The sequence below is a fragment of the Azospirillum mesophilum genome (genome assembly GCF_053470405.2).
Map to the genome: position 1 here is coordinate 353,724 of NZ_JBPXMQ020000003.1, position 12,347 is coordinate 366,070.

Genomic DNA, 12,347 nt, shown 5'->3' on the forward strand with positions numbered 1-12,347 from the left:
TGGCCGGGACGGCACTTCCTGCGGCCTATATTCGCGCAACGCGAATTTTGCCTCGCATCTGCTGAGGCGGGGCGGTAGATAGGTGGTCCCGGTCCGCTGGTATGGGTTCGTGGCGTGGCCGGACAGGCTTCGGAGCGTCCATGAGCGATTCAGAATTCCACCGGATCAAGCGGCTTCCGCCCTACGTCTTCGCCGAAGTGAACGCGATGAAGGCGCGAGCCCGAGCCGCCGGCGAGGACATCATCGACCTCGGCATGGGCAATCCCGACCAGCCCACCCCGCAGCACATCGTCGATAAGCTGATCGAGGCCGTGCGCGATCCCAAGACGCACCGCTACTCGAACTCCCGCGGCATCCCCGGCCTGCGCAAGGCGCACGCCGCCTATTACAAGCGCCGCTTCAACGTCGACATCGACGCGGAGACGGAGTGCATCGTCACCATCGGGTCGAAGGAAGGGCTCGCCAACCTCGCCCAGGCGATCACCAGCCCCGGCGACATCATCCTGGTGCCCAACCCCAGCTACCCGATCCACCCGTTCGGCTTCATCCTGGCCGGCGCGTCGGTGCGCCATCTGCCGGTGGGGCAGGCGAACGGCACCTCCACCGACATCGACAGCTTCATGAACATGCTGGAGCGCGCCGTGCGCCACAGCGTGCCGAAGCCGCTGGCGCTGGTACTGAACTACCCGTCCAACCCGACGGCCGAGGTGGTGGGGCTGGACTTCTACCGCCCGATCGTGGAGTTCTGCCGCAAGCACGGCATCTACATCCTGTCGGATCTGGCCTACGCCGAAGTGTTCTTCGACGGCGACCCGCCCCCGTCCATCCTGGAGATCCCGGAGGCGCGCGAGGTGGCGGTCGAGTTCACCTCGATGTCGAAGACCTACTCGATGGCCGGCTGGCGCATCGGCTTCGCCACGGGCAACAAGAAGCTGATCACCGCGCTCGCCCGCATCAAGTCCTACCTGGACTACGGCGCCTTCACGCCGATCCAGGTCGCCGCCGCCGCCGCGCTGAACGGCCCGCAGGACTGCGTGGAGCAGGTGCGGACCATGTACCGCCAACGCCGCGACGTGATGATCGAGGGGCTGGCCGCCGCCGGTTGGGAGGTTCCCAGCCCGTCGGCCTCCATGTTCGCCTGGGCGCCGATTCCGCCGCAGTTCGCCCATCTCGGCTCGCTGGAATTCTCCAAGCTGCTGCTGCAGGAGGCCAAGGTGGCCGTGGCGCCGGGCATCGGCTTCGGTGAGTACGGCGATGGCCATGTCCGTCTGGCGCTGGTGGAGAACGTCCACCGCATCCGCCAGGCAACCCGCAACATCAAGGAGTTCTTCCGCTCCAACGCGGGTGGTGCTGCGGCGAGCAAGGACCCGGCGGCCCGCGCCGCTCTCCTCGACTCCGACAAGGCGAAAGTCTGATGGCCGCCCCTCTGAAAATCGCGGTCGCCGGGCTGGGAACGGTCGGGGCTGGCGTCCTGAAGCTGCTGGCCCAGCAGGCCGACATCATCGAGCAGCGCTGCGGCCGCCGGATCGAGGTGGTGGCCGTCAGCGCCCGGTCGCGCGGCAAGGACCGCGGCGTCGACCTGTCCGGGATCGAATGGTACGACGACCCGGTGAAGCTGGCCGCGCATCCCGGCGCGGACGTGGTGGTGGAACTGATCGGCGGCTCCGAAGGGGCCGCCAAGACCACCGTCGAGACCGCGCTGGATCTCGGCCGCCACGTCGTGACCGCGAACAAGGCGCTGCTGGCCCACCACGGCACCGAGCTGGCGACCAAGGCCGAGTCCAAGGGCCTCGCCATCGCCTTCGAGGCGGCGGTGGCCGGCGGCATCCCGATCATCAAGGGGCTGCGCGAAGGGCTGGCGGGCAACCGCGTGTCCGAGGTGCACGGCATCCTGAACGGCACCTGCAACTACATCCTGACCGAGATGCGCACCACCGGCCGCGAGTTCGCGGACGTGCTGGCGGAGGCGCAGAAGCTTGGCTACGCCGAGGCGGATCCGAGCTTCGACATCGACGGCGTCGACGCGGCCCACAAGCTGGCCGTGCTGACCTCCGTCGCCTTCGGCACCCCGGTCGATTTCAAGAACGTCTATGTCGAGGGCATCCGCCACGTCTCGGCGGTGGATTTCGACTACGCCGACGCGCTGGGCTACCGGATCAAGCTGCTGGGCATCGCCCGGCGGACGGAGCAGGGCATCGAGCAGCGCGTGCACCCCTGCATGCTGCCGAAGGCCGCGCCCATCGCGGCGGTGGACGGCGTGTTCAACGCCGTGATCGCCCAGGGCGATTTCGTGGACCGCGTGTTGTTCGTCGGGCGCGGCGCCGGGGCCGGCCCGACCGCCTCGGCCGTCGTCGCCGACCTGATCGACGTGGCCCGGGGCCGCTCCACCCCCACCTTTGGGGTGCCGGCCGCGCAGCTTGCGAAGGCCCAGCCCTCGCCCATGGAGGCCCGTCGGGGGGCGTACTACGTACGCTTGATGGTCCTCGACCGCCCCGGCGTGATAGCCGATATCGCGGCGGCCATGCGCGACCAGAACGTTTCCATGGAGCAGTTCCTGCAGCGCGGCCGCGCGCCGGGAGAAGCGGTGCCGGTGGTCCTGACGACCCACGACACCGACGAGGCGGCCATGCAGCGCGCGCTCTCCGCCATCGGCGCCAAGGACGCCGTGGTCGAGCCGCCGCGCATGATCCGCATCGAGCAGTTTTAACCGAACCACAGAAGAACCGAGCATCGTTTCGGGGGAGAACTACCAATGTCCGTTCATGTCGACCTGTCCGGTATGGACCGGAACCTGGCTCTGGAAGCCGTCCGCGTCACCGAGGCGGCTGCGCTGTCCGCGTCGCTGCTGATGGGCCGCGGCGACGAGAAGCTTGCCGACCAGGCTGCGGTCGACGCCATGCGCCAGGCGCTCAACACCCTCTACATCGACGGCACCGTCGTGATCGGCGAGGGCGAGCGCGACGAGGCGCCGATGCTGTACATCGGTGAGAAGGTCGGCGCCGGCATCGACAAGGGTCCGAAGGTCGACATCGCGCTCGACCCGCTGGAAGGCACGACCATCTGCGCCACCGGCGGCCCGAACTCGCTGGCCGTCATCGCCATGGCGGACGAGGGCGGCTTCCTGAACGCCCCCGACGTCTACATGGACAAGATCGCCGTCGGCGCCGGCCTGCCGGAAGGCATCGTCGATCTGGACGAGACCCCGGCCAACAACCTGAAGGCGCTGGCCAAGGCCAAGGGCACCGAGGTGCAGGAGCTGCTGGTCTGCATCCTGAACCGTCCGCGTCACGCCGAACTGATCGCCCGCGTCCGTGAAGCCGGCGCGCGCATCATGCTGATCAACGACGGCGACGTGTCGGGCGTCATCGCCACCAGCCAGGTCGGCACCGGCGTCGACATGTATGTCGGCTCCGGCGGCGCGCCGGAGGGTGTGCTGGCCGCGGCGGCGCTGCGCTGCATCGGCGGCCAGTTCCAGGGCCGCCTGCTGTTCCGCAACGACGACGAGAAGGCCCGCGCCGCCCGTTGGGGCGTGACCGACCTGAACAAGAAGTACAGCCTGCACGAACTGGCCAAGGGCAACGTCATGTTCGCCGCCACCGGCGTGACCGACGGCGCCATGCTCCGCGGCGTCCGCCGCTTCGCCGGCGGCGCCACCACCCACTCGGTGATCATGCGCTCCAAGTCCGGCACCGTCCGCTACATCGAGGCGCACCACAACTGGCACCGCAAGCCGGGCGTCGCGAAGTAACGAGCGCTGAGACGGGAGCCGCAAGGTCCCCGTCCGGGAAAGGTAAGGGGCGTGCGGTGCACAACCGCACGCCCCTTTTTCATGAGTTGTGGCGACCGATCGGAATAGCCGGTCGTCACGGCACCCGCCGTCACAAGGTTGTCGTCACACGGTTGACGCAATAGGCGACCTGTACCTTCGTCGCTCTCATCTGCTATGGGTTCGCCCCTTCCTTCCGTGGCATCCTGGGCAGCATGACCGACACCGTTCCCGCTTTCCTGAACGTCGCCCACTCCCTGTCCGGCAAGCGCTGGCAGGCGCGGCCTTATGACGAGCGGCTGGCCTGGGGGCTGGCGCAGGGCAGGGGGCTGCCGGAGATCGTCGGGCGGGTGCTGGCGGCGCGCGGGGTGACGGAGGAGGCTTGCGACACCTTCCTCAACCCCACCCTGAAGGCGTTGCTGCCCGATCCCTCCCGCTTCAAGGACATGGACGCCGCGGCCGAGCGCATCGCCCGCGCCATCCTGGACGGGGAGCCGGTGGCCGTCTTCGGCGACTATGACGTGGACGGGGCGACCTCCTCGGCGGTGCTGCGGCGGTTCTTTCGGGCGGTGGGGGCGGATCTGCGCATCTACGTTCCCGACCGCATGAAGGAGGGCTACGGCCCCAACGCCCCGGCGCTGCTGCGGCTGAAGGCTGAGGGCGTGCGGCTGGTGGTGACGGTGGACTGCGGCATCTCCGCCTTTGCGGCGCTGGAGGCGGCGGCGGAGGCCGGGCTGGACGTGGTGGTGCTGGACCACCACGCGGCGGAGCCCCGGCTGCCGCCCGCCCTGGCCCTGGTCAACCCGAACCGGCTGGACGAGGACGGGACCTACCGCACGCTCTGCGCGGCGGGGGTGACCTTCCTGGCCGTCGTGGCGATCAACCGCGCCCTGCGCACCGCCGGCTTCTACCAGGGCCGGGCCGAGCCGAACCTGCTGGACTGGCTGGACCTCGTGGCGCTGGGCACGGTCTGCGACGTGGTGCCGCTGACCGGGCTGAACCGCGCGCTGGTGGCGCAGGGGCTGAAGGTGATGGCGCGGCGCTCCAACCCCGGCCTGTCGGCGCTGGCCGACATCGCCGGCGTGAAGGAGAAGCCGGACGCCTACCACGCCGGCTATGTGCTCGGCCCCCGCGTGAACGCGGGCGGGCGGGTCGGTGCGTCGGACCTCGGCGCGCGGCTCCTGTCCACCGACGACCCCATCGAGGCGATGGAACTGGCCCAGAAGCTGGAGGCCCACAACGCCGAGCGGCGCGTGGTGGAGCAGGGCGTGCTGGAAGACGCCATCGCCCGGCTGGAGGAGCACGCGGACGAGGTCGCCGAGCTGGTCTTCGTGGCCGGGGAGGGGTGGCATCCCGGCGTCATCGGCATCGTGGCGAGCCGCCTGAAGGAGCGCTACAGCCGCCCGGCCTGCGTCATCGCGCTGGAGGAGGGGGCCGGTGGCGTCGTCATCGGCAAAGCCTCCGGCCGGTCGGTGCGCGGCGTCGATCTGGGCGCGGCGGTGATCGCGGCCCGGCAGGAAGGGCTTCTGATGGCCGGCGGCGGCCACCGCATGGCGGCGGGCTTCACCGTGGCCGGCGACAAGATGGACGCCCTGCGCGCGTTCCTGACCAGCCGAATCGCCGAGCAGGTCGCGGCGGCCCCGCTGGTGCCGACTCTGGAGCTGGACGGCGCCCTGTCCGTAGGGGCGGCGAATTCCGGCCTCGTGGACACGCTGAACAAGCTCGGCCCCTTCGGCACGGGCAACGCGGAGCCACGCTTCGCCGTCACCGACGCCCGCGTCGTGCGCGCCGACGTGGTGGGGGCGAACCACGTCCGCTGCATCCTGCAGGGCAACGACGGCGCCCGGCTGAAGGCCATCGCCTTCCGCGCGCTGGAAACGGAGCTTGGAAAGGCGCTGCTGATGGGCCGGGGATCGCCCTTCCACCTTGCGGGCATCCTGCGCATCGACCGCTGGAACGGGGCGGAGGGTGTCCAGCTTCTGATCGACGACGCGGCACCCGCGCAGTCCATGTGAGGACCCATGTGAGGGCATACGCCGATGTGACGGGGGCGGAGAAAAATGTGCTTGCACTCTCAACGACCGGCCATTAGTAATCCCGCCACGCCAACGACGTCCCCATCGTCTAGAGGCCTAGGACACCGCCCTTTCACGGCGGCGACAGGGGTTCGAATCCCCTTGGGGACGCCACTTTCCCGGCATAACGGCTGGGAATTGTTTGGCTGATCTGGCCGGCACGCCCGCCGCGCCAACGATGTCCCCATCGTCTAGAGGCCTAGGACACCGCCCTTTCACGGCGGCGACAGGGGTTCGAATCCCCTTGGGGACGCCATCTCAATTCCCGATATCGCGCTGGGGCGCTTCTACCCTCCCGTTTCCCGTGCCAGCGCCAGGAATCCGGCGATGTAGTCCACGCTCTCCTCGCCCCGGCGAATGCCAAGGTGGATGCTTTTGCCGATCCCGTCGGGCCCGAGCCGCACGGTGCGGATGGGCAGGTCCGAACCTTCCTCGCGCACGAGCCAATCCGGCAGGACGGTGACCCCGCGTCCGGCGGCAACGAGTTGCAGCATCAGGTCGGTCGCCTCCGCCGTGCTGTGGCGGCGCGGCCGGCAGTGGGCCGGCACGAGGAAGCGCGTGTAGACGTCGAGCCGCTCAAGGCTGACCGGAACGGTGATCAGTTCCTCGCCCAGCAGATCCTGCGGCAGCGCCACGCCGCGTGTGGCCAGCGGATGCGCCTCAGGCACGACCAGGACGAGTTCGTAATCGAAGACCGGCGTGAAAAGGACCTCGGCCGAATCGATCGGATCGGGGGTGATCAGAAGGTCGATCTCATTGTCCAGCAGCGCGGCGACGCCGTCGAAGCGGAAGGCCGTGCGGACTTCGAAATCCACATCCGGCCATTGCGCGAGATAGACCGCGGTCATCCGCATCAGCCATTTCTGGCAGGGGTGGCATTCCATCCCCACCCGTAGTGCGCCGCGCTGGCCCGAGGCGAAGTCGGCCAGAGCCCGCTCGGCATGTTCGAACTGCGGCAGCACGCGCTGGGCCAGCGACAGCAAGTGGTTCCCGGCCTGGGTGAAGCGGAGGTTGCGCCCCTTTTTCATCCAGATCGCGACGCCGGTGCGCTCCTCGAATTTGCGGATCGTGTGGCTCAGCGCCGACTGGCTGACGTTCAGCCGGTCGGCGGCGGCGGTGACGCTGCCCAGGCGGTCCACCTCCCGCAGGATCGCAAGAAGCTGGCGATCAAGCATCCATGACTCCCGCTCATTCATTCATGAGAACATACCATTTCCGCTCATAATGGATGGCCGTTAATCCTGGATCAACCGCGCCCGCCGGCGTCACGAAGCCCAACCCATCGCCCGAGGAAACCCATGTCCCAAGCCGAAGCCAGCACCGCGACCGCGCTCGCGCCCGCGAATCCGTATGGGCATGAGCTGGGCAATGTCCTGCGGCTGTCGGTTGCGCAGGCGCTTGCCGGCGCGAATGCGGTGGTGGTGTACGCAACGGGCGCCATCGTCGGCAACACGCTGGCACCCAGCGCGGCGCTGGCGACGCTGCCGATCTCCATCTTCGTGGTGGGGATGGCGGCGTGCACCCTGCCGGCCGGCGCCATCGCCCGCCGCCACGGCCGCCGCGCCGCGTTCCTGACGGGCACGGGATGCGGCGCTCTGGTCGGGGTGCTGTCCGCCCTGGCGGTGGTGCTGGGGTCCTTCTGGCTGTTCTGCGCGGCGATGATCTTCGGAGGCGCCTACGCCGCCGTGGTTCTCTCCTTCCGCTTCGCCGCCGCCGATTGCGCCCCGGCGGAGCGGCGCCCCCGCGCTATGTCCGCCGTGATGGCGGGTGGGGTGTTCGCGGGGGTCATCGGTCCGCAGCTCGTCACCCACACGATGGACCTCTGGCCGCCGTACCTGTTCGCGGCCACTTATCTGGCGCAAGCCGCTGTGGCGGCCGTGTCCGCCCTCGTCCTGCTCGGCGTCCGGCTTCCGATGCCGACGGCGGCGGAGGTTGCCGGCGGCCGCCCGCTCGGCGCCATCGCGGGCGAGCCCCGCTTCGTCACCGCCGTGATCTGCGGTCTCGTGTCCTACCTGCTCATGAACTTCATCATGACGGCCGCCCCCCTAGCGATGCGTCTGTGCGGCCTGTCGCAGGAGGCGTCCAACCTCGGCCTGCAATGGCACGTCATCGCGATGTACGCGCCGAGCTTCGTCACCGGGCGGCTGATCGCGCGCTTCGGCGCCCCCCGCATGGTGACCGCCGGGTTGGTGCTGATCGCCGCCTCCGCCGCGGTGGGACTGGCGGGGGTGGACGAGGCGCATTTTTGGCTGAGCCTGATCCTGCTGGGCGTCGGCTGGAACTTCGGCTTCCTGGGCGCGTCGGCCCTGGTGCTGGAATGCCACCGTCCGGAGGAGCGGACGCGGGTGCAGTCGCTCAACGACTTCATCGTGTTCGGGACGATGGCCCTGGGTTCCTTCGCGTCCGGGGGGCTGCTGACGGCCTATGGATGGGACACGGTCCTGTGGGTCTCGTTCGTCCCCCTCGCGGTGGCTGTCGCGGCGCTCGCCGTTACGGCGTCCTCTCGCCCGGTCCGCAAGGTCGGTTAAGGGGAGGCTGGCGTCCGCCTCACATCCACGCCCGGTACAGCCAGAAAGATTCGTCCTCGACGAAGCGCCGGGCGAACTCGCCCGGTGGGAAACCGGTGATCTGCTTGGTCGCGCGGCACAAATGCGCCTGATCGGCGAAGCCTTCGTCCTGGGCCAGCTCCGCCCAGTCGAGGGGCCGGCCGGCCTCCACCCGCTCCCGTGCGGAGAAGAACAAGCCTTCGGTCTTCACGAGCGATTTCCACTGGCGCAGGGACCGCCCGCTCTGCGCCATGATGCGGCGTTCGACCTGCCGGGGGCTGTGGGTGCGCTGCCACTGGTGGGCTTGCCACGCCAGCCGCTCGACCCAGTGGCGGCCGAAGCGGCGCAGGGAGGGCATGGAGGTCGTGCGGCTTTGAAGCGCGTTCCAGCGCCCGGCCAAGTGGCGTTCCAGCGCGGCCAGCGTCCCCGCATCGTCGTCGGCGTCGAGCAGCGCGTCCAGCAACGGCCGCCAGGAAGCATCCAGCACCTCCCACGCGGGGACGAAGCGGTCGTGGATGGCGCCCGGGTCGATGCCGAACAGGTCCCGCGCGACGTCCGCGGGGAAGCACGCCATGCCGCCCCGCCCGCTGGTCGGCGCCCAGCTGACCGTCGGCCGGGACTGGCTGCCCGACAGCAGAACGGAGGCGCCGAACGGCCGCCAGCGCGGGCCGCCGGCGGTGCGCTCCACGAGCCCTCCGTCGAGCCCCTGGAGCCAGGACAGGCACACCAGCGGCGAGGCGGGGAAATGCGACAGGCGCTGTGCGTCGTTCAAATCGACGCCCCGCGTGTCCCGCCCGATGATCGCCGTTACCGCACCCTGCAACGCCAGCGGCGCAAGGTGCAGGCGCGTGTGCGCGGTCTCTCCCTCGCCGGACAGGCGGGGCGCGCGCGTCAGCGGGTCGGGGCAGTGCGGTGGTGGAGGCAACGGGTCGGACGACATCGTCGGGCATCATAGACGGCAGCGGGACAGCCCGTCGATGTCGGTTGCGTTCAAGACAATCGGTGCGTGCCGCCGAACAATGCCGGTCATGAACACCTCATCGCCCCCGAAATGCCCGTTCCATGGGGATGCGCTGTCCCCCATGGCGGCACTCCAAACTTCCGCGTCCCATCCACCCGGCTTCTGGCCGCCGGGACCTCCGTCCGGGCTGACCGGCTGGGGCTTGCTGGCGCGGATGTCGCGCGACCTGCTCGGCACGCTGGCCGCGTGGCAGCGGGAATTCGGCGACGTCGTGCACCTCCGCGTCTGGCCGGAGCATCAGGTCATCGTCGCCGACCCCGGACTCGCGCGCGCGCTGCTGGTGGGCCAGCACGACGCCCTGATCCGCTGGGAACGCGGCATGCGCGTCTTCGCCCGCATCCAGGGGCGCAGCCTGTTCGTCGCCGAGGGCGAGGCTTGGCGCACCAAGCGGCACGCCATGCAACCGAGCTTCCAGCCCAAGGCGGTGGAAGCTTTCGTCCCGACCATCGCCGCCGCAGCCGGGCAGGCGCTTGCGCGCTGGTCCCTGGACGGGAAGCCCCGGCCGGTGGAGAGCGCCTTCACGTCTCTGGCGATGGATGTGATCGTCCGAATGATGTTTTCGGACGAGATCGGCGACGACGCCCGCATGGCGGAAGACGCGGTGCACAGCATCCTGCGGGCGGTCAACGCGGAGCTGTACTGGCCGGCGAGCTGGCCGGATTGGGTGCCCTGGAAGCGCGCGAAGCGGCGCGCCCTTGCGGCGCTGCGGGGCTTGATCGACCGGCATGTGCAGGCACGGCTGGCGTTGGAGCCCGACGCCTGGCCCGACGACCTGCTGTCCCGCCTGCTGCGCCTGCATAGGGATAACCCCACGGCGTGGCCGCTGCAAACCGTGCGTGACGAGTGCACGACCATGTTCCTGGCCGGGCACGAGACCGCAGCGGCCACCTTGGTCTGGTGGGCGTGGTGCATGGCCGCGAACCCTGCGGCGCAGGCCACCGCGCGCGACGAGGTCCGGCGGGTGCTGAAGGGCGGCGTGCCGACGGCGGACAGGCTGGGGTCCTTGCCTTTCCTGACGCAGACCCTTCAGGAGACGTTGCGCCTCTACCCGGCGGCGCCGGTGCTCAACAGCCGCCGGTCGACGCGGCCGATCACCCTGGGTTCGTGGCAGCTTCCCGCCCGCACCATGTTCATACTGCCGGTGCAGGTGATGCACCATGACCCGCGCTGGTTTCCCGAGCCGCTGTCCTTCCGGCCGGAGCGCTTCGCCCCCGACGCGCCAGCCTTCCCGCGCGGTGCCTACCTGCCGTTCGGCGTCGGTCCGCGCGTCTGCCTGGGGCAGCATCTGGCGATGACCGAAATGCTGGTGATCGCGGCGATGGTGCTGCAACGCTTCGAACTGTCCGTGCCCGAGGGGGCGGCTCCTCCGCAACCGGTCATGACGGTGTCGCTGCGCCCGGCCCAGCCCCTGCGCTTGCGGCTGTCGGCGGTTGCGTGAGAGTCCGCGCCGGGAGTACCCCCGATGCTTGGCCCAGGCCAGCGCTGGAGCCCTGGGTTTGTGTGCGTCCAATGACCGCCAAGAGCGGTTTTCGAATGGGAGGGACGCATGCGGACACAAGGACAGCGGTATGTGGCACGGCTTCGCGACGATGGTGCGGGCTGGTGTGTTATGGACCGCAGGACCGGCGGTTACGCCGTTCCCGCGGCCCTTCGCCTGGACGAGCTTCCCGAGGACACGGCCAAGCTGCTGTCCGAGAAGCTGAACCAATCCGCCACCGGGCCCACGACCAGACGGAGGGTGGACGGCTGAGTTTTCATTGGCGCTGCGCGCCGACCCGCAGCGGATAAATCTTTAGAGCCCCTCTCCCTTGAGGGGAGAGGGGTTGGGGTGAGGGTGGCGCCGGCAAAGCCGGCCAGCAATTTTCCCGCCTTACGGCGGTACCGACCCCTCATCCCAACCCTTCTCCCCCAAGGGGAGAAGGGCTTTTCACCCGCGATCCGACGGAGAGGCTGGTCATGACGATTCCGACGACGCTCCTGCCTTCGGGCGAGGCTGTTCCGGTGCTCGGCCAGGGCACGTGGTACATGGGCGAGGACCGCCGGGACCACGCCGGGGAGGTCGCGGCGCTACGGCTCGGCCTCGACCTCGGCATGACGCTGATCGACACGGCGGAGATGTACGCCGACGGCGGGGCGGAGGAGGTGGTGGCCGAGGCCATCGCCGGGCGCCGCGACGAGGTGTTCCTGGTCAGCAAGGTGCTGCCGCAGAACGCCAGCCGGCGCGGCACCATCGCGGCCTGCGAGCGCAGCCTGCGCCGGCTGAAGACCGACCGCATCGACCTCTACCTGCTGCACTGGCGCGGCAGCCCCGACTTCGCCGAGACGGTCGAGGCGTTCGAGGCGCTGATCCGCGACGGCAAGATCCGCCACTGGGGCGTCAGCAACCTCGACCTCGCCGACATGGAGGAGCTGGTGGAGGTGCCGGGCGGGGACGCCGTCCAGACCAACCAGCTTCTCTACAACCTGACGCGCCGGGGCATCGACTATGACCTGAAGCCCTGGTGCCGGCAGCGCGGCATCCCGATCATGGCCTATTCGCCCATCGAGCAGGGGCGGATGCTGCGCCACGCCGAACTGCGGCGCGTCGCGGAGCGGCACGGGGCGACGCCCGCCCAGGTGGCGCTGGCGTGGCTGCTGCGTCAGGACGGCGTCATTCCCATCCCCAAGGCGTCGAACCCCGATCACGTCCGGGAGAACCGCGCAGCACTCGACCTGCGGCTGGACGACCAGGATATGGCCGACCTGGACCGTGCCTTCCCGCCGCCCAAGGGGCCGCGTCCGCTGGAGATGCTGTAGATCTCATTTCCTCGGAAACTTTTTCACTCCCAACCGTGCTGACAGCTTCCTGACAGGAATCGTCAGCATAACGGACGAATGCGCCGACCAAGCCCTGCCGGCACGGCACGCGGGCGGGTGCGGAACGAAACGGCGCGCGGAAA

The 12,347-nt window shown here is 69.5% G+C and carries 10 protein-coding genes and 2 tRNA genes; 10 read left to right on the plus strand and 2 right to left on the minus strand.

Features of this window, described 5'->3' with window-relative positions; genetic code table 11:
* The first annotated feature begins 140 nt into the window (after window positions 1–140).
* The 6 genes from ACSVC7_RS05920 (at window position 141) to ACSVC7_RS05945 (ending at window position 6,097) form a co-directional block, all read left to right on the plus strand.
* Window positions 141–1,415 carry an LL-diaminopimelate aminotransferase gene (locus tag ACSVC7_RS05920; RefSeq protein ID WP_448203499.1) on the plus strand — a complete coding sequence of 425 codons (1,275 nt, stop codon included), beginning with the start codon at window positions 141–143 and terminating at the stop codon, window positions 1,413–1,415.
* On the plus strand, window positions 1,415–2,707 hold the full coding sequence (locus ACSVC7_RS05925; protein WP_448203500.1) for a homoserine dehydrogenase: 1,293 nt from the start codon (window positions 1,415–1,417) through the stop codon (window positions 2,705–2,707). Before ACSVC7_RS05920 ends, ACSVC7_RS05925 begins: the two co-directional genes overlap by 1 nt.
* Before the next feature lie 45 nt (window positions 2,708–2,752).
* Window positions 2,753–3,748 (plus strand): class II fructose-bisphosphatase, encoded by a 996-nt coding sequence (gene glpX / locus ACSVC7_RS05930; protein WP_448203501.1) that lies wholly within the window; start codon window positions 2,753–2,755, stop codon window positions 3,746–3,748.
* 233 nt (window positions 3,749–3,981) lie between these two features.
* Window positions 3,982–5,781, plus strand: coding sequence for a single-stranded-DNA-specific exonuclease RecJ (gene recJ / locus ACSVC7_RS05935; protein ID WP_448203502.1), 1,800 nt, complete (start codon window positions 3,982–3,984; stop codon window positions 5,779–5,781).
* A 98-nt stretch (window positions 5,782–5,879) separates the two neighbouring features.
* Window positions 5,880–5,955: transfer RNA gene (locus tag ACSVC7_RS05940), tRNA-Glu, on the plus strand.
* Window positions 5,956–6,021: 66 nt separating this feature from the next.
* Window positions 6,022–6,097 (plus strand) — tRNA-Glu (locus tag ACSVC7_RS05945).
* Window positions 6,098–6,128: 31 nt separating this feature from the next.
* On the opposite strand, the gene ACSVC7_RS05950 is transcribed toward ACSVC7_RS05945, so the two are convergent.
* On the minus strand, window positions 6,129–7,016 hold the full coding sequence (locus ACSVC7_RS05950; RefSeq protein ID WP_448203503.1) for a LysR family transcriptional regulator: 888 nt from the start codon (window positions 7,014–7,016) through the stop codon (window positions 6,129–6,131).
* A gap of 123 nt (window positions 7,017–7,139) precedes the next feature.
* Between ACSVC7_RS05950 and ACSVC7_RS05955 the strand changes: the two genes are divergently transcribed.
* Entirely contained in the window at window positions 7,140–8,369 is a 1,230-nt protein-coding gene (locus tag ACSVC7_RS05955) for an MFS transporter (protein WP_448203504.1), read from the plus strand.
* Between the two features lie 19 nt (window positions 8,370–8,388).
* On the opposite strand, the gene ACSVC7_RS05960 is transcribed toward ACSVC7_RS05955, so the two are convergent.
* Entirely contained in the window at window positions 8,389–9,327 is a 939-nt protein-coding gene (locus ACSVC7_RS05960; protein WP_448203505.1) for a helix-turn-helix domain-containing protein, read from the minus strand.
* A gap of 142 nt (window positions 9,328–9,469) precedes the next feature.
* Here ACSVC7_RS05960 and ACSVC7_RS05965 point away from each other — a divergent pair, with 142 nt between their 5' ends.
* The 3 genes from ACSVC7_RS05965 to ACSVC7_RS05975 all read left to right on the plus strand — a co-directional run bounded on the left by ACSVC7_RS05965 (window position 9,470) and on the right by ACSVC7_RS05975 (window position 12,204).
* Window positions 9,470–10,846: a cytochrome P450 gene (locus tag ACSVC7_RS05965; protein WP_448203506.1), complete on the plus strand. Its 1,377-nt coding sequence runs from the start codon at window positions 9,470–9,472 to the stop codon at window positions 10,844–10,846.
* A 171-nt stretch (window positions 10,847–11,017) separates the two neighbouring features.
* Window positions 11,018–11,158, plus strand: coding sequence for a hypothetical protein (locus ACSVC7_RS05970; protein WP_448203507.1), 141 nt, complete (start codon window positions 11,018–11,020; stop codon window positions 11,156–11,158).
* A 206-nt stretch (window positions 11,159–11,364) separates the two neighbouring features.
* A complete protein-coding gene (locus tag ACSVC7_RS05975; protein WP_448203508.1) occupies window positions 11,365–12,204 on the plus strand; it encodes an aldo/keto reductase in 840 nt (279 codons plus the stop codon).
* Window positions 12,205–12,347: the final 143 nt, after the last annotated feature.